The sequence below is a fragment of the Mesorhizobium atlanticum genome (genome assembly GCF_003289965.1).
Taxonomy (GTDB): Bacteria; Pseudomonadota; Alphaproteobacteria; order Rhizobiales; family Rhizobiaceae; genus Mesorhizobium; species Mesorhizobium atlanticum.
This window is the reverse complement of sequence record NZ_QMBQ01000001.1, coordinates 708,594-725,504: the sequence shown is the minus strand read 5'-3', so window position 1 is coordinate 725,504 and position 16,911 is coordinate 708,594. Positions and strand designations below refer to the sequence as shown.

18 protein-coding genes are annotated in these 16,911 nt (G+C 64.9%); 12 read left to right on the top strand and 6 right to left on the bottom strand.

Translation table 11 applies throughout. The annotated features are described in order from the left end of the window. Window positions 1–12: 12 nt before the first annotated feature. The 3 genes from DPM35_RS03835 to DPM35_RS03825 all read right to left on the bottom strand — a co-directional run bounded on the left by DPM35_RS03835 (window position 13) and on the right by DPM35_RS03825 (window position 2,682). Window positions 13–369, bottom strand: a complete 357-nt coding sequence (locus DPM35_RS03835) for a DUF488 domain-containing protein (protein ID WP_112125962.1) — start codon at window positions 367–369, stop codon at window positions 13–15. A gap of 22 nt (window positions 370–391) precedes the next feature. Further along, the gene (locus DPM35_RS03830; RefSeq protein WP_112125961.1) at window positions 392–1,648 is read right to left on the bottom strand and encodes an aminopeptidase; all 1,257 of its coding nucleotides are present in this window, start codon (window positions 1,646–1,648) and stop codon (window positions 392–394) included. A 119-nt stretch (window positions 1,649–1,767) separates the two neighbouring features. Further along, complete coding sequence (locus DPM35_RS03825) at window positions 1,768–2,682, bottom strand: LysR substrate-binding domain-containing protein (RefSeq protein ID WP_112125960.1); 915 nt, start codon at window positions 2,680–2,682, stop codon at window positions 1,768–1,770. Between the two features lie 97 nt (window positions 2,683–2,779). Here DPM35_RS03825 and DPM35_RS03820 point away from each other — a divergent pair, with 97 nt between their 5' ends. From DPM35_RS03820 to sbmA, 3 genes are all read left to right on the top strand, one after another. Then, a complete protein-coding gene (locus DPM35_RS03820; protein ID WP_112125959.1) occupies window positions 2,780–2,971 on the top strand; it encodes a hypothetical protein in 192 nt (63 codons plus the stop codon). Between the two features lie 85 nt (window positions 2,972–3,056). Continuing rightward, a complete protein-coding gene (locus tag DPM35_RS03815) occupies window positions 3,057–4,214 on the top strand; it encodes a YbfB/YjiJ family MFS transporter (RefSeq protein WP_245431414.1) in 1,158 nt (385 codons plus the stop codon). A gap of 122 nt (window positions 4,215–4,336) precedes the next feature. Beyond that, a complete protein-coding gene (gene sbmA / locus DPM35_RS03810) occupies window positions 4,337–5,614 on the top strand; it encodes a peptide antibiotic transporter SbmA (protein ID WP_112125958.1) in 1,278 nt (425 codons plus the stop codon). A 7-nt stretch (window positions 5,615–5,621) separates the two neighbouring features. Here sbmA and DPM35_RS03805 read toward each other — a convergent pair whose 3' ends face one another. Next, on the bottom strand, window positions 5,622–6,635 hold the full coding sequence (locus DPM35_RS03805) for a polysaccharide deacetylase family protein (RefSeq protein ID WP_112125957.1): 1,014 nt from the start codon (window positions 6,633–6,635) through the stop codon (window positions 5,622–5,624). 208 nt (window positions 6,636–6,843) lie between these two features. Between DPM35_RS03805 and DPM35_RS03800 the strand changes: the two genes are divergently transcribed. After that, a complete protein-coding gene (locus DPM35_RS03800; RefSeq protein WP_112125956.1) occupies window positions 6,844–7,509 on the top strand; it encodes a tetratricopeptide repeat protein in 666 nt (221 codons plus the stop codon). 6 nt (window positions 7,510–7,515) lie between these two features. Beyond that, on the top strand, window positions 7,516–8,946 hold the full coding sequence (der, locus tag DPM35_RS03795) for a ribosome biogenesis GTPase Der (RefSeq protein ID WP_112125955.1): 1,431 nt from the start codon (window positions 7,516–7,518) through the stop codon (window positions 8,944–8,946). An 86-nt stretch (window positions 8,947–9,032) separates the two neighbouring features. On the opposite strand, the gene DPM35_RS03790 is transcribed toward der, so the two are convergent. Continuing rightward, window positions 9,033–9,953, bottom strand: coding sequence for a LysR substrate-binding domain-containing protein (locus DPM35_RS03790; RefSeq protein ID WP_112125954.1), 921 nt, complete (start codon window positions 9,951–9,953; stop codon window positions 9,033–9,035). A gap of 116 nt (window positions 9,954–10,069) precedes the next feature. Between DPM35_RS03790 and DPM35_RS03785 the strand changes: the two genes are divergently transcribed. The 7 genes from DPM35_RS03785 (at window position 10,070) to DPM35_RS03755 (ending at window position 15,659) form a co-directional block, all read left to right on the top strand. After that, a complete protein-coding gene (locus DPM35_RS03785; protein ID WP_112125953.1) occupies window positions 10,070–11,347 on the top strand; it encodes an MFS transporter in 1,278 nt (425 codons plus the stop codon). A 171-nt stretch (window positions 11,348–11,518) separates the two neighbouring features. Beyond that, entirely contained in the window at window positions 11,519–12,700 is a 1,182-nt protein-coding gene (locus DPM35_RS03780) for a cell wall hydrolase (protein WP_112125952.1), read from the top strand. Between the two features lie 289 nt (window positions 12,701–12,989). Continuing rightward, entirely contained in the window at window positions 12,990–13,382 is a 393-nt protein-coding gene (locus DPM35_RS03775; protein ID WP_112125951.1) for an AtpZ/AtpI family protein, read from the top strand. Between the two features lie 65 nt (window positions 13,383–13,447). Next, entirely contained in the window at window positions 13,448–14,209 is a 762-nt protein-coding gene (locus DPM35_RS03770; protein WP_112125950.1) for a F0F1 ATP synthase subunit A, read from the top strand. A gap of 79 nt (window positions 14,210–14,288) precedes the next feature. Further along, window positions 14,289–14,513 (top strand): F0F1 ATP synthase subunit C, encoded by a 225-nt coding sequence (locus DPM35_RS03765; RefSeq protein WP_027164582.1) that lies wholly within the window; start codon window positions 14,289–14,291, stop codon window positions 14,511–14,513. Window positions 14,514–14,574: 61 nt separating this feature from the next. Next, window positions 14,575–15,156 carry a F0F1 ATP synthase subunit B gene (locus tag DPM35_RS03760; RefSeq protein WP_112125949.1) on the top strand — a complete coding sequence of 194 codons (582 nt, stop codon included), beginning with the start codon at window positions 14,575–14,577 and terminating at the stop codon, window positions 15,154–15,156. Between the two features lie 11 nt (window positions 15,157–15,167). After that, a complete protein-coding gene (locus DPM35_RS03755) occupies window positions 15,168–15,659 on the top strand; it encodes a F0F1 ATP synthase subunit B (protein WP_112125948.1) in 492 nt (163 codons plus the stop codon). 435 nt (window positions 15,660–16,094) lie between these two features. On the opposite strand, the gene DPM35_RS03750 is transcribed toward DPM35_RS03755, so the two are convergent. Further along, window positions 16,095–16,793: a ribonuclease HII gene (locus DPM35_RS03750; RefSeq protein WP_112125947.1), complete on the bottom strand. Its 699-nt coding sequence runs from the start codon at window positions 16,791–16,793 to the stop codon at window positions 16,095–16,097. Window positions 16,794–16,911: the final 118 nt, after the last annotated feature.

Genomic DNA, 16,911 nt, shown 5'->3' with positions numbered 1-16,911 from the left:
GCGTCTCGATAATTATGCTTGGGCTCGCAAATACCCCGCCAGCGCCACCGCGTTGTTATGCGCCTCGTCATGCGCGCCGTAGAGCAGCGTCACCTTGCCTTCGCGCAACAGGCCACGCAGCTGCGCCACCGCTTCGCCATTCGCGTCAAGCTCCGCCCTGTACCGCTTCTGGAACTCGACCCAGCGCTCCGGCTCGTGCCCGAACCATTTGCGCAACGCGTCGCTCGGCGCGATCTCCTTCAGCCAGAGCGTCAGCGCGGCGTCCTTCTTGGCGACGCCGCGCGGCCAGACGCGGTCGACCAGCACGCGCTGGCCGTCGGCTTTCGCCGGCGGCTCATAGACACGCTTCACCGCAATGTCGAAGGCCATCATATCTCCGCTGGCGAGGAGGTTATGCCCACTCGCCCTTGCGCATCACCGGCACGCGGCCGCCGTCCTTGGCCACGCCATCGATGTCGATCTTGTCCGAGCCGATCATCCAGTCGATATGGATGAAGCTTTTGTTGCCGCCACGCTCGGCGATCTCGTCCTCGCTGAGCGAGGCGCCGTTGACGAAGCACTTCGAGTAGCACTGGCCCAGCGCGATGTGGCAGGCGGCGTTCTCGTCGAACAGCGTGTTGAAGAACAGAAGCCCACTCTTCGAGATCGGCGAGGAATGCGGCACCAGCGCCACCTCGCCGAGACGCCGCGCGCCCTCGTCGGTGTCGAGCACCTTTTTCAAGACGTCCTCGCCCTTCGAGGCCTTGGCCTCGACGATCCGTCCGCCCTCAAAGCGCACCGAGATCTCGTCGATCAGCGTGCCCTGGTAGGAGAGCGGCTTGGTCGAGGAGACGTGACCCTCGACGCGCCTTGCATGCGGCGTGGTGAAGACCTCCTCGGTCGGGATATTGGGATTGCAGGTGACACCGTTCTTCGCCGTCGAGGCGCCGCCCATCCATTCGTGACCATCCGCCAGGCCGACGGTGAGATCCGTGCCTGGTCCGGTGAAATGCAGGGAATGGAAATTGTGCTCGTTCAGCCATTTCGTGCGCTCGGCCAGCGCAGCGTTATGCGCTTTCCAATTGCCGATCGGGTCCTCGACGTCGACGCGCGAGGCAGAGAAGATGGCGTCGGCGAGCTTCACCACTGCGACGTCGTCCGGCTCGCCGGGAAAAACTTGGCGAGCCCAGGCAAGATCGGGATAGGCGACGATGTTCCAGTTGATGTCGAAGCCGGTGATCTTCTCCAGTGCCGGCTGGTAGGCCATCGAATTCGCCTTGTTGGCGCGTGCCACCTTGGCCGGATCCTGCGAAGAAAGCAGCGATGGGTCTTCGCCGCGCACCGCGAGCCGCGCGGCATTGTTCGAGAACGCTTTCGCCATGCCTTCATAGAGCCAGCCGGCGGCGCGGTCGAAACCGGCATCGGCGCCGTAGCGGAAGCGCGCCAGCGTGATCTCGTCGTCGTTGAAGATCGGCGTAACCAGCCCGGCGCCCGCCTTGTAGGCGTGCTCGACGATGCGCCGCGTCAGCGGCAGCGCCGCGATCGAGGAGGTCAGCACCAGATCCTGACCGGGCTGCAGCTGCAGCCCGACCTTGATGGCGACTTCGGCCAGCCTGTCGAGTTTCACCGGGTCGATGCTTGCCGAGACGCCGCGCGAATGTGTGGTCATGATCCTGCCTACCGTTATGTTGGGGTTCTCATCCTTACATAGACCGCTGCGGTTGGCCTTTCCACCGCGATCGACTGGGCCTGCTCTCAAGCATGACGGATCGCGAAAGTGCGCAGCTTTTATGCGGCGCTGTCCAGCGCCCGGAACTGCGCCATGGTCGCCTCGATCTCCTCGCGGATCCAGGCCTTGAAGTCGCGCACCTTGCGGCTTTCGCTCTTGGTGGCCGAGGTCACCAGCCAGTAGCCCAGCCCGCTCTCGGCCCTGATGCCGAAGGGCGCGACCAGTCGGCCGTCGGCCAGCGCGTCGGCGGTCAGCAACTGCCAGGCAAGCATCACGCCGTGGCCGGCGATCGCCGATTCCAGGCAAAGCATCGGATCGGTGAAGCGCGCGCCCTTTTGGAAGGTGACCGGCTCGACACCGGCCGCCTCGAACCAACTGTCCCAACTGAACATCGCCCGCTCGTCGGTGATGGCGCAGGTCTGCGCCAGATCGCCGATCGACTTCAGCCTGGCCGCGATCGAGGGCGCGCAGACCGGAAACACTTCCTGCGCAAGCAAAAGCTCGGCGCGGTCGCCGGGCCATTTGCCGTCGCCGAGCCGGATGGCGATATCGATGTCGGAGCGGTCGAGATCGGCGACCCTGGCCGAGGCGTCGATGCGCAAAAGCACATTGGGGTGCCGGGCGAAATGCCGCGACAGCCGCGGCAACAGCCATTTCGAGGCGAAGGCCGGCGCCACCGAGACGACCAGCGTGCATTCATTGGCCTCGTCGGCCAGCGCCACCGCTTGCGCGAGCTCGCGGAAGCCGGCGCTCAGCCGCGCCGTGAAGACGGCGCCGAATTCGGTCGGCACGAGTCCGCCCGGCGTGCGTTCGAACAGCGCCTGTCCCAGCTGCTTTTCCGTGCGCTTGACCTGTTGGCTGACGGCGCTGACCGAGACGTTCAGCTCCGCGGCCGCTGCCGCCAGCGATCCCAGCCGGGCAACGGTTTCCACGGCGCGCAAGCCGTTGAGATGGACGCGGTTCAGCATAGCCATTCAGTTTTTCTAAAGTGTTCGGGTCGAAATCTCAATTGAAACCCGGTGGTAAAAGCCAGAATTTGGCTGGACCAGCCTCAAGGCAGGAGCTTGTCCGATGAAGATTTTATCTTTGCTGAAAGGGTTTCCCGGCACCGAGGCGAGGCCGCGCGATGAGGAAGAAATCGCCCGCTGGGTCACCGATCCGCTGTCGCATCCCGTGCTCGACACCATGTCGGAGCGCGAGCTGGGCGACATGCCGTTCCGGCTGACCGCCGGCCGCACCGTGTACGAAACGGGCTGCCGCTGAGAGGGCCTGAAATCGAGCGGCCTGGCAGCGCTGGCCCAACGCAAGCACATTGTTTCGCGGACGCACAGACTTATTGTGCGCCGCAATGAACGCCTCGCCACCCCCCTTGCGTCTTGCCTTTGCCGGCATGACAGCGCTTGCCGTCGCCATGGGCATCGGCCGCTTCGTCTACACGCCGATCCTGCCCGGCATGATGGAGGCCTTGCATCTGACGCCGGCCGATGCCGGTTGGATCGCCTCCGCCAATTACCTCGGCTATCTCGTCGGCGCGCTGGCTGCCGCGGGTGGCTGGGCGCATGGCCGTGAGCGCATGCTGATGTTCGCCAGCCTCGCCGCCAGCGCCTTGCTTGCCGGCCTGATGGGGCTGAACGAGACGATGGCCGCCTTTCTCGTCATTCGGTTCCTCGCCGGCCTCGCCAGCGCTTTCGTCATGGTCTTCATGTCGTCGATCGTCTTCAGCCATCTCGCCGAAGCCGGCCGCGGCGATCTGCAGGCGCTGCATTTCGGCGGCGTCGGCCTGGGCATCGCGGCATCCTCGGCGCTGCTGGCAATCCTGGTCACCGAGCATGCCGATTGGACAGCGGGCTGGCTCTGGTCGGGAGCGATCTCGCTAGCAGGCCTGCTTCTGGTCGCGCTGCTTGCCGGCTCCGCCAGGCCGGCCAATGGCGTTGCCGGCCGCGAGCCGGCGCTGCCCAGAGACAGGTCGCTGACCAAGATGATCGTCGCCTACGGGCTGTTCGGCTTCGGCTATGTGGTGACCGCGACGTTTCTGATCGCCATTGTTCGCCAGGGCGGCGGCAGCCGCGTCTTCGAGGCAAGCGTCTGGATGGTCGCCGGCCTCGCCGGCTTTCCTTCGACCTGGTTCTGGCAGAAGCTGGCCGGGCGGATCGGCCTCTATGCCGCCTATGCGGTCACCTGCCTGATCGAGGTGGTCGGCGTCACCGCCAGCGTCGTCGTCAAGGGCGCTGCCGGACCGCTGATCGCCGGCGTCCTGCTCGGCGGCACCTTCATCGCCATCACCGCGCTGGGGATACAGATTGGCAGGCAGCTCGCGCTGCAATCGCCGCGCCGCATCTTCGCGGTGATGACGGCAGCCTTCGGGCTCGGCCAGATCGTCGGCCCGATCGCCGCCGGCCTGCTCGCCCAGGCGTCGGGCAATTATGTGCTCGCCTCGATCATGGCGGCGGTCGCCCTGTTGCTCTCCGGCGTCATTGCCTGGTCGGCCGCGCCAAAATCGCCATGATTTGCGGCCTTGTTCGATGCCGGGCATCGGGCAGGCCATTTTCTTTCCCCCTAATGTGTGACCTTATGCCCGCCGAACAGCAACGCCGCTGATTTGCGGTCAGACCGAGGAAACCCGCCACAGTGTTCGTATCTTTCTTCCCGCAGCCGAAGCTCTTCTTCACGTCGGCCGCCCTCTGGAGCCTTGCAGCGATTCTGTTCTGGTTTTTCGGTGGCGAGCAGCTGGGCGCGGTCTTCGGTTTGCCGCCGGCGGCCGCTGGCGCACCGCCCATCATCGGCATCGCTGTTCTGTGGTCGAAGCCGTTCCTGTGGTTCTATGTCTACTTCGTGGCCTGCGTGGCGGTCTTCTACGCATTCTGGAGCTGGTACGCCCCGCATCCTTGGCAGAACTGGTCGATCCTGATGACCGCTGTCATTCTGTTCTTCATCTATTTCAACGTTCAGATCAGCGTCGCCGTCAACAATTGGTATGGTCCGTTCTTCGACTACGTGCAGGGCCTGATGTCGGGCACGGGGAAGTCGACTGACTCGGAATTTTACATAGGACTGGCCGATTTCTCCTGGCTGGCGCTGGTCGGCATGAACGTGCAGGTAATCAATGCCTTCATCGTCAGCCACTGGATCTTCCGCTGGCGCACCGCGATGAACGATTACTTCATGGCGAACTGGGGTCGGCTGCGTCACATTGAAGGCGCCTCGCAGCGCATCCAGGAAGACACGATGCGCTTTTCGCAGATCATGGAGGACCTTGGCTCGACCTTCGTTCAGTCCATCATGACACTCATCGCCTTTCTGCCGGTCCTGATTCAATTGCAGGCCCATATTACCGAACTGCCGATCGTCGGCGCGGTCCCGCAGCCCTTGGTTATTGCCGCATTGGGCTGGTGCTTGTTCGGGACGATCTCCGTCATGGTGGCGGGTCTCAAGCTGCCGGGCCTGCAGTTCCGCAACCAGCGCGTCGAGGCAGCCTATCGCAAGGAACTGGTCTACGGCGAAGATCATCCCGACCGGGCTCAGCCGGCGACGACGACCCAATTATTCGCCAATGTCCGCCGCAATTATTTCAAGCTCTATTTCCACTACATCTATTTCAACGTCGTTCGTTACACCTACCTGCAGGCCGACAACATCTTCTCGTTGCTCATCCTTGGGCCCTCGCTGGTTGCGCATAAGATCACGTTCGGCGCCCTGAACCAGATATCGAACGCGTTCGGCAAGGTGACGAATTCGCTTCAATTCCTACTGAATTCCTGGTCGACGATTGTCGAGCTGCAGTCGGTGCACAAACGTTTGCGAGCCTTCGAAGCGACGCTGCTGGGCGAGCAGCTGCCGGTTATCGATCAGCACTATCTAGAACGCGAGCAAGCCGGTATGCGGCCCGAAGATCAGCCGGCAAGCTAGAGTCCGGCTAGCCGCCCACACTCGCCTGCGCCTGCCCGGCGCTCTGGCGTGCGACATAATCGCGGAAACTGATGCACTCGACATCGGCTTTCACGCAGACCTCGCCGGCGAATCGCTCCAGCGCGTCCCAATAGGCGCCGCCGTTCATCAGCGTGAAGTGGAAGCCGAGTTCCAGCGGCAGGCGCTTGCCGTCGTACTGGGCGTCGAAGGCGGCGCGAAATGCCTGATAGGCGCGCTCGGTGAACTCGCCCGCCATCGCCGGTTTCTCGGCGCCGTCTGAGTGGCGGACATAGAGATTGTAGTCCATGCCGACCACCGGCTTCGCCTTCGGCCCCTCTGGAATGAGAGGCAGCGCGAAGCGGGTGGTGCCGTTCCTGGTCGGCGGCAGTTCGGGGCCGTTCGAGACACCGCTCGCATCATAAAGGAAGCCGGCCTCGGGCAGTGCTTCGTAAAGCGCCTTGTCGGTGGAAAGGTATGGCGCGCGAAAACCGGTCACGGCATGGCGGGCGAAATCGCGCCAGCCGGGCGGCTCGGGCGAGATGCCGTTGATCGCATAGGCGTTCTCGAAGATGCGCCGGACGGAGGCGAATTCGGCCAGCCAGTCCGCCTTGCTCCAGTCCTTGCCGTCGAAATGGCCGCAGGCATGGCTGCCGATGTCGTGGCCCTCGGCCGCGGCCAGCCGGACCTGCTCCAGCCGGTCCGCGACGTCCTGTTTCGAGGCGCCGAAGCCGACATTGGATTTGCCGGCGGCTTTGCCGGGGCCGGCATACTCCTGCCGCGTTTCCGGCGAGAGCAGGAAGACGCAGGACAGGAAATAAGTGAAATGCGCGCCAGTGCGCTTTGCCAGCGCCCGGCTTCGCTGCCATTGCGAGATCTCGCGGGCGGCGTCGAACGAGATCAGCACGACCTGCTTGGGCCTGGCCGGCGAAACGGCTGGCGGTTCCGGCGGATCGGCGAAGGCCGCATTGGCTGAGGCCAGCGAAGCAAGACTGTATGCAAGGACGCGGTACGAACGAAGCATTGGCAACTTTCTGGCGGGACCCCCTCCGGCTGTTCGGAAGCCGGCTATCGCGCAAATGTGGCGCGGATGCGTTCGGCAAGTCCTGTGGGTGCCCGGCATTCCCAGCCGATTTTCCGGCCCGCCCCCTTCCATGCCGACAAAATTTCGCTAAAACGCGGGCTCAACAAGAAGCGCCGCGAAGGTTTGTGGCCGCAATGGTTATTGATTGATGTCGGACGACAGTTTTATCCGCGAAGTGAACGAAGAGATTCGTCGCGAGCAGGCGCAGGCGCTTTGGGACCGTTTTGGCCCGGCCATTCTGGGCATCGCCATCCTGATCGTGCTGGCGACCGCCGCCGTCGTTGGCTACCGCTACTGGGACGAGACCCGCGCCAACCGTTCGGGCGACGCTTTCTCGGCGGCCCTCAAGCTCGCCAATGACGGCAAGAACGACGAGGCGATCGCCGCTCTCGACCAGCTGGAGAAGGACGGCTACGGCGCCTATCCGCTGCTCGCCCGCATGCGCGCGGCGACCGTCAAGGCCGACAAGGGCGACGTCGACGGCGCGGTCAAGGATTTCGACGAAGTCGCCGCTGACAACGCCATCCCCGGCGGCATCCGCGATATGGCGAGGCTGAGGGCAGCTCTGCTGCTCGTCGACCACGGCTCCTTCGCCGATGTCTCCAGCCGGGTCGAGGCACTCACCGCCGACACCAATCCGCTGCGCCATTCGGCGCGCGAGGCGCTCGGCCTCGCCGCTTGGAAGGACGGCAAGTCGGCCGATGCGCTCAAACTGTTCGACCAGATCTCTTCGGATGACGGTGCCCCGCGCAATGTGCGCCAGCGGGCGCAGCTGATGTCCGAGCTGATCCGCGGGTCGGGCAACGCGTCGTGACCCTGGATGGGCTTCAAAGTCGCCATCATCGGTCGGCCTAACGTCGGCAAATCGACTCTTTTCAATCGGCTGGTCGGAAAGAAGCTGGCGCTTGTCGACGACACGCCGGGCGTCACGCGCGACCGCCGCGTCCATGCGGCGAAACTCTACGATCTTCATTTCGACGTCATCGACACTGCCGGTTTCGAGGATGCGGCGGCTTCGACGCTGCCCGGCCGCATGCGCCAGCAGACCGAGATCGCCATTCGCGAGGCCGACCTCATCTTCTTCACCGTCGATGCGAAATCCGGCCTGATGCCGGACGACCGCACCTTCGCCGACGTCGTGCGCAAATCCGGCAAGCCGGTGGTGCTCGTCGCCAACAAGGCCGAGGCGCGTGGCGCTCAAGGCGGCATGCTTGAGGCCTGGGAGCTTGGCCTCGGCGAGCCGATCCCTGTTTCGGCCGAGCACGGCCAGGGCATGCCCGACCTGCGCGACGCGGTGGTCGAAGCACTTGGCGAGGAGCGTGTCTTCGGCGAGGACGACGAGGAAGAGAGCGGCGAGATTGCCGCCAGCGAAGTGCTGATCGGCGAGGACATCGCCGACCCGGACGCTGAAGCACCCTATGACGACACCAAGCCGCTGCGCATCGCGGTGGTCGGGCGCCCGAATGCCGGCAAGTCGACCCTGATCAACGCGCTGATCGGCGAGGAGCGGCTGCTCACCGGCCCGGAAGCCGGCATCACCCGCGATTCGATCTCGGTCGATTGGGACTGGCGCGGCCGCCGCATCAAGCTCTTCGACACTGCCGGCATGCGGCGCAAGTCGAAGGTGCAGGAGAAGCTGGAAAAGCTCTCGGTGCAGGACGGCCTGCGCGCCATCCGCTTCGCCGAGATCGTCATCATCGTGCTCGACGCCACCATCCCGTTCGAGAAGCAGGACCTGCAGATCGCCGACCTTATCATCCGCGAGGGCAGGGCGCCGGTGATCGCCTTCAACAAATGGGACCTGATCGACAATCCGCAGGAGCTTTTGTCTGAGCTGCGCGAGAAGACCGAGCGGCTCTTGCCGCAGGTGCGCGGCATCCAGGCGGTGCCGGTATCGGCCGAGACCGGCCGCGGCCTCGACAAGCTGATGGAAAGCGTCATCAAGACGCACAAAGTCTGGAACAGCCGCGTCTCCACCGGCAAGCTCAACCGCTGGCTGGAAGGCATCCTGGCGCATCATCCGCCACCCGCCGTCGCCGGTCGCCGGCTGAAGATCAAATATGTCACCCAGGCAAAAACCCGGCCGCCGGGTTTCGTCGTCTCCTGCTCGCGGCCGGACGCGATGCCGCAATCCTATGTCCGCTACCTGACCAACAGCCTGCGCGAGGCCTTCGACATGCCGGGCGTGCCGATCCGCATGGCGCTGCGCACCTCGGACAATCCGTTCGCGGGCCGTGCGAAGAAGCGGTGAGGCAAGGCGGCGACGCCTTTCCAGTCGTTATTCCTCGGGTCTACGCTCCGCTTTCGCGTCGCCCGTGGATGACGAAAGTTTGGGGCTTAAGCGACCTCTAGCAACCCGTCGCCGGTTCGTGCCCCCTCCGGCAGCGTCTCCAGCGCCGCCTGCAAAAGAATCTCCGCCAGCCGCGCCGACACCGGGTCGAGCTCGGCGTCCTTCTGGTGCAGATGCAGCGCCATCATCGGCAGGGCGGGAAGCCCCAGAACCCCCGGCGCGATCGCCCTGACATTGGCGGGCAGGCCGATATCGGTGCGGATCGTCAGGCCGAGGCCCGCCGCCACCGCCGCCCAGATGCCGCCGAGGCTGGGGCTCGAGAAAGCCATGCGCCAGGCCATGCCGGCGCGATCGAGCGTTTCCGTCGCGACCGTGCGCAAAAGGCACGGCGCTTCGAACACCACCAGCGGCAGCGGCTCGCCATTGCGCGGACCGGCCTCGATCGGCTTGGCCGGGCCGATCCAACGCGCCTGCACGTCGGCGACATGCCGGCTGTAGGGCAGGGTGGTGCCGTCATGCCAGGCGAGCGCGATGTCGAGATTGCCTGACAGGACGCGCTCGGCAAGGTCGTGGCTGCGTCCGATCCGCGCCTCGATCCTCACCTTGGGATGGGCGCGGGCGAAGCGGCCGAGCACATCGGGCAGCACGGCCTCGCCGAAATCCTCCTGCAGGCCGAGCCGTACCCAGCCTTCCAGCTCGACGTCGCGGATGGCGGCAGCCGCCTCGTCGTTGAGCTCGATCAGCCGGCGCGCATAGCCCAGCATCGTCTCGCCAGCCTCGGTCAGCGCGAGGCCGCGCCCCGCCTTGCGGAATATCGGCGTAACCGCCTGCTCTTCGAGCTTTTTCAATTGCGCGCTGACGGCCGACGTCGAGCGTCCCAGCCGCTCGGCCGCCTTGGCGAAGCTGCCCAGCTCCATGCCGGTGACGAAAGTTCTGAGGACGTCGAGGTCGAAAGTGACGCGGCGCATGAGATTGTCCTGATTTTCAGGATTAATGATCAAAAACTTCCTGATTTTATGGATGAAGCTATGGCGCTACATCCGGCCCGTCAAGCCGGACAGCCGGCCGCAATGGGAATGAGCTCATGTCCGCCATCGTCACACGCAACGACTGCCAACGGCCTGATGCAGATATTGCCGCCAGCTCCGCGCGCCGCGCCTTCGGCCCCAGTCACCGCTGGAAGGTGCTGGGCATCGGCGTCGCCGCCAATGCCGGCTTCTCCGCCACCTTCTCCGGCATCCCGGCGACCGCGGTCGTGATGCGCCAGGGCTACCATCTCGACAATGCCTCGCTCGGCCTCGCGCTCGGGCTGCTCGGCCTCGGCGTGGCGCTCAGCGAACTGCCATGGGGCGTGCTCACCGACCGCTGGGGCGACCGCCGCGTGCTCCTGACCGGGCTCGGCGCGACGGCGGCATGGCTTCTCATCATGGCGCTGCTGGTCGTACCGACGAAAATGGCCGTTCCCGGCGTCACACTGCTCTCGGCGAGCCTGCTCGTCGCCGGCCTGCTCGGCGGCAGCGTCAACGGCTCCAGCGGCCGTGCCATCATGGGCTGGTTCGGCGAGGGCGAGCGCGGCTTCGCCATGAGCATCAGGCAGACGGCGGTGCCGTTGGGCGGCGGGCTTGGCGCGCTCGTCCTGCCTTCGCTGGCGCTGGCTTCCGGCTTCACGGCGGTCTTCGGCCTGCTTGCGACCGTCTCCGCGCTCTCGGCCTGTTTTGCCTGGCGCTGGCTGCATGAGCCACCGGTAGGAAGCGGCGGTCATGCCGCCACCGCCACAAGCGGCCCGGCACCCTTGCGCAACATCGAGGTCTGGCGCATCTCGACCGCCATCGGTCTGCTCTGCTTCCCGCAGGTCGCGGTGCTGACTTTCGCCTCGGTCTTCCTGCACGACTTTGCCGGCACGGGCACCTTTGTGACCAGCGCAACCCTCGCCGCCGTGCAGACCGGAGCCATGGTGATGCGCGTCTGGAGCGGCCGCTTCACCGACCGCCACGGCAACCGCCGTCCGTTTCTGAAAGTCTGCAGCGCGTTGAGCGCGCTGGCCTTCCTGGTGCTGTGGCTGCTGGTGACCGGCGCCGCCGCAATCCCCGCGCTGCTGCCGCTGCTTCCTCTGGTGGTCGTCGTTGCCGGCATATTCGTCTCCGCCTGGCACGGCGTCGCCTATACCGAGCTTGCCACGCTTGCCGGCGCCGGCCATGTCGGCACCGCGCTCAGCCTGGCCAACAGTTTTGTGTTCGTCGGCTTCTGCCTGGTGCCGATCGCCATTCCGTGGCTGCTGGTGGCTTTTGCCTGGCCGGGTGTGTGGCTCGCGGCCGCGATCTGCGCGGCGCTCGCCTGCCCGATCTTCCTGCGCCAGGCCTGATTCACCCAAACCTGATGCACCCGCCATGCCCGATTCTCCGTCGGCCCGCTGTGGAAACTGCGGGCCGGCTTTCCTCAAACATGGAAAGAACACGATCGATGTCGTTAACCCCGCATCAAGGTTAATGCTTCATTTTGGCTCTCCGGGGTCAGTAGCGTTCTGGAGAGTTCCGTGCATCGACGCGTTTCCATGCGGCTTGCCGCCGCCGCCGTTGCGAAAAGACGTTCCTTCCTTTCTCCCTTGGTGCTTGGGCTCGGCATGTGGATCGGCTTTCCGTCGGTCGTCGCCTATCAGGATATGACCAGCCTGATCACCGGCCTGGAAACGCCCAGCGCCCGCTGGAACGCCTATATCGAGAAATCCGCCGCCGGCTCGGTGCATGCCGCAGAAATGCCGTTCATCGATTCCACCACCACCGGCTCGATCTCCGGCTCCGGCGTCAATCTGCCGGGCGTGGGCACGGTTGCCTTCCGTGGCAAGGGCAACGCCGCGGGCGCCACGCCCGATGAGGATCGTGTCGTGCGCGCCGACAAGAAGGGCCGCCTCGTCCAGGTCTCGCCCGTCGCGCCGCCCAAGAATTTCAGCGCCGGCTCGATTTTCGAGCGCACCTCCTCGCTGCTGCGTCCAAGCATGGACAGCGGCCTGAAGCTCACCTTCGCCAAGCCAGGCATCAAGGGCAAGGAAGTCCAGATCGCCCAGGCGTTCCATCTGCGCGAGGACAAGAAGCCCGACCCGGCCCTGCCGGCGGCGCTTGTCGCCCTCGTCAACAACGACAAGCCGGACGTTCTTGCCACGGCCTATGCCCAATCCGCGCCCGACTATGCCAAGGCCTCGCCCTTCGAGGCGCTACTGCAGGACGATCCGAACAACGGCCGCTTCATTCCGCCGATGGGCAAGGGCGACCATGCCTGGCTCCAGAACCCGCTGCCGGCCAGCGTCTTTTCCAAGCCCGAGCAGGCCTGCCTTGCCAAGGGCATCTATTTCGAGGCGCGCAGCGAGCCAGTGCGAGGCCAGGCGGCGGTCGCCCAGGTGATCCTGAACCGCGTCCGCAATCCGGCTTATCCGAAGACGATCTGCGGCGTCATCTACCAGAACGACGACTGGTTCAATCGCTGTCAGTTCTCCTTCGCTTGCGACGGCAGGAAGAAGACCATCACCGACCAGGCTTCCTACAAGACCGCGCAGGAGGTCGCCATGGCGGTGACCGCCGGCAAGATCTTCATTCCCGAGGTCGGCTCGTCGACGCATTACTACGCCAACTACGTCCATCCCGGCTGGGCGCGCGCCATGCAGCGCATGACCAGGATCGGCCTGCATATCTTCTACCGCACCTATGGCGGCGGCTGGAGCTGAGCCGTCGCGCGACCTGGACTGGACCCGCCTGAACGACGCCTCCGGCAACGCTCCCGGCGGCCCGCCGCGCGGGCCGATCGGCGCGGCTTGTCGCCAGGATTCGCGCCGTCACCTCACGCGGCCGTGAAGGGCACGATGTCGCACCTCGATAAATCATTGTTTTAACAGCGAAAAATACATCGGTCGGAAGTTCGGCCCGTGGCTTGACGGGCGCGGACCCTCTAACTATGTTGCCGGCGACTTTAGAAGCGGACGGACGGCAATCGTCTGCCCGGGCAGGGGGGTTGCGATGGCCGACAAAACCGGGCCAGACGGAACCGGAGAAACCGGCCGCGGCAGGCAGCCAGAAGCCACCATCCGCGACGACGAACTTGAGCGCCGCCGGCGCGATCTCGAAGCATCGCTCGCGACGAGACGCACGGACCGGCTCGAGGGGAAAGACGAAGCGAAAGCTGCGACCGGTTACGGTCAGGCGCTGAAACTGTCCAGCGAGTTCATCGCCGGAGTGGTGGTTGGTGTCGGCTTGGGCTGGATCATCGATCGCCTGGCGGGAACAGCGCCTTGGGGTCTGATCGTGGGCCTGTTGCTTGGCTTTGGTGCCGGTATACTAAATGTCCTGCGTTCGGCGGGGCTTGCACCGGAGTTCGGACAGGGCGGCAAGCCGCGCGAGCCGAAAGAATGAAGTGGGCGCCCTTGGGCGCTGAAGTGAACTTAAGAAGCCAATTGTGGCTTTGACGGGGATTTAAAGTGGCTGCTGCTGACAAGGTCGATCCGATCCACCAGTTCCAGATCCATCCGATCATCCCGCTGCATATCGGCGGCTACGACGTCTCGTTCACCAACTCCTCTCTGTTCATGGTCGTGACGATCGTGCTGGCCTCGGCTTTCCTCTATTGGAGCACGGCCAGCCGCGCCTTGATCCCGGGGCGCCTGCAGTCGGTCTCCGAAATGGCCTATGAATTCGTCGGCAACATGCTGCGCGATGCCGCCGGCAAGCAGGGCATGCAGTTCTTTCCGCTGGTGTTCTCGCTGTTCATGTTCGTGCTGGTCGCCAATCTGATCGGCCTGTTCCCCTATTTCTTCACCGTCACCAGCCACATCATCGTCACCTTCACGCTGGCGATCCTGGTCATCGGCACGGTCGTCGTCTACGGCTTCGCCAAGCACGGTTTTGGCTTCCTCAAGCTGTTCGTGCCGCATGGCGTGCCGGGTCTTCTGCTGCCGCTGGTGGTGGCGATCGAAGTCATTTCCTTCGTCTCGCGCCCGGTCAGCCTCTCGGTTCGTCTTTTCGCCAACATGCTGGCTGGTCACATCACGCTGAAAGTGTTCTCGGGCTTCGTCGTCAGCCTCAGCGCGCTCGGCGCCGTCGGCATTGCCGGTTCGGTCCTGCCGCTCGCCATGGCCGTCGCGCTGACCGCGCTCGAGCTCCTGGTCGCCTTCCTGCAGGCCTACGTTTTCGCGGTGCTGACCTGCATGTATCTGAACGACGCGCTGCACCCGAGCCACTGATCGATTTTCACCGGCGCCCCGGCGCCAGCATACCCAACGTACCAACTGCAACGAACAAGCAAACCACAGGAGTTTTGAAATGGACGCAACTGCAGCAGCTGCTATCGGCGCTGGTATCGCCTGCATCGGCATGGGCGGCGCGGGCATCGGCCTCGGCAACATCTTCGGCAGCTACCTCTCGGGCGCGCTCCGCAACCCGTCGGCTGCCGACGGCCAGTTCGGCCGCCTGATCTTCGGCTTCGCCGTGACCGAAGCTCTGGGCATCTTCTCGCTCCTGATCGCTCTGCTCCTGGTCTTCAAGTAAGATTGAGAGCTGACGAAAGGGGCCGCATGGTGCGGCCCCGTTCCATGGACAGGGGAATGAGATGTTCGTGACATCTGCCTATGCGCAAGAAACAGCGCCGGCCGCGGCCGAGGGCGATACGCATGCGGGCACTGCCGTGCCTGCCGCGGAGCATGAAGCGTTCCCGCCGTTCGATGCCAAGACCTTTCCGTCGCAGATCCTGTGGCTGGTCATCACCTTCGGGCTCTTCTACCTGTTCCTGAAGCGGGTTGTGATGCCGCGTCTTGGCGGCATCATCGATGTCCGCAACGACCGCATCACCCAGGACCTCGACCATGCCGCAAGGCTGAAGGCCGAGGCGGATGCCGCCGTTGCCGCCTATGAGCAGGAACTGGCGGAGGCCAAGGCAAACGCCAACAAGATCGGCCAGCAGGCAAGCGACGCCGCCAAGGCGGACGCCGAGAGCACGCGCAAGAAGCTGGAGGCCGAGCTCGAGAAGAAGCTTGGCGAGGCCGAGGCGAGCATCGCCTCGATCAAGGCCAGGGCGATGAAGGAAGTCGGCACGATCGCCGAGGACACCACGTCGGCCATCGTCGAGGCGCTTGTCGGCGGCAAGGCCGACAAGTCCGAGATCGCGGCCGCGGTCAAATCCGCGAGCCGGTGAGGAGCGGGATCATGGACGCCACATCACTTGCCACGCTCTGGGCCACCATCGCCCTGATCATCTTCCTCGGCGCCGTCATCTATCTGAAGGTGCCGGCCATGCTCACCAAGTCGTTGGACGCCCGCGCGGCCAAGATCAGCGGCGAGCTCGAGGAGGCACGCAAGCTTCGTGAAGAGGCCCAGCAGCTGCTCGCCCAGTATCAGCAGAAGCGCAAGGAAGCCGAGAAGGAGGCTGCCGACATCGTCGCCGCCGCCAAGCGCGAGGCTGAGTTGCTTGCTTCCGAGGCGGCCAAGAAGACCGAGGACTATGTCGCCCGGCGCACCGCGCTTGCCGAGCAGAAGATCAGCCAGGCCGAGCGCGAGGCCGTCAGCGAAGTTCGCGCCTCTGCCGTCGACATCGCCGTCGAGGCCGCCCGCGCGATGCTTGCCGCCAAGGTTGACGCCAAGGCCGGTGCCGACCTGTTCAAGTCGGCGCTGAATGACGTGAAGGCCAAGCTGAACTGAGCTGATCGCAGCCACCAATCAGAAAGCCGCCTGGGCAACCGGCGGCTTTTTTGTTGTTTGAAAAGGGAGCGCGGCGCCGACGGTGCCAATCTCCAACAAGGGGCTACGGCATGCACACATTTCCAAGCGGCTGGTCCTTGGCGATAGCGTGCATGGCAGCTTGGCGCACGCATTGTCCAAGGTAGCGCTGGTCGAGCCCCACTCCGTCTCGGCTTCGCCGAGCCACCTCTCCCCCGATCGACGGGGTAGAGGAAAGGCGCCAAGCTCTTTTGCCGGCAACGCTCGTCCAGCAACGCTCCATTCCTTTCCCTCCGGCGGGGGAAAGGTGGCGCTGCGAAGCAGCGACGGATTGGGGGAACCACGTGGCAATCAAGCCTCAGCTCGATCAGTCACGCCAGGCAAAGAAGACGCCGTAACCACAAGGGGGAGACTATGCTACTCCAACCCGGCGAAGCTCTCTTCTTCCTCAACCACCTCGGCGCCACCCAGCCTGAACGGCGCGAACGAGGTCCGGTGCAGCCTTGCCACTGGGCCATGCGCCTCGATGGCGGTCCGGTGCCGGACTGTCGCATAGCCCATATGCACCTCGAAGCCGTAATGCTGGTGATGTCCGCCGCAGCCGCACATCATGCGGTCGCGCATCACCTTGGCGACGATCGAGGCGGCGGCGATCGACTGCGAGCGCTGGTCGCCCTTGATGAGCGCTCGGCCTTCGCAGGCGAGGCCGGGCGGAACGTCGCGGCCGTCGGCCAAGGCGAGTTTCGGTTGCAGCGAGAGGCCCGCGGCGGCGCGGCGCATCGCTTCGAGACTGGCTTTCAGGATGTTGCTGTTGTCGATGCCTTCGGCGCTGATCGAGGCCATCGATACGCTGAGCGCCGAGCCGAGGATCTTGAGGAACAGCGCCTCGCGCTGCAAATGGGTCAGGCGTTTGGAATCGTCGAGGCCCTCAGGAATATTGGCGGGGTTGAGCACCACCGCGGCGGCGACCACCGGCCCGGCGAGCGGACCGCGGCCTGCCTCGTCCATGCCGGCAACCGGCCACAGCCCGTCGGCCATCGCCTTCGTCTCGATCGAGAAGTCGGGCTTATCGACCATTTCAAAGAGAAGCGGAGAATCGGAACGCGCGCGAGCCATGGTGCGGCGAGGTTCGCATCGGCTCCGATTCTCCGCAAGTCCCTCCGGGTCGGGTGGGGCGCCGGACCGGGAGGGCACCGTCTCACGGCCGGGGGGACAAGGGCCGGACGGGATTCTC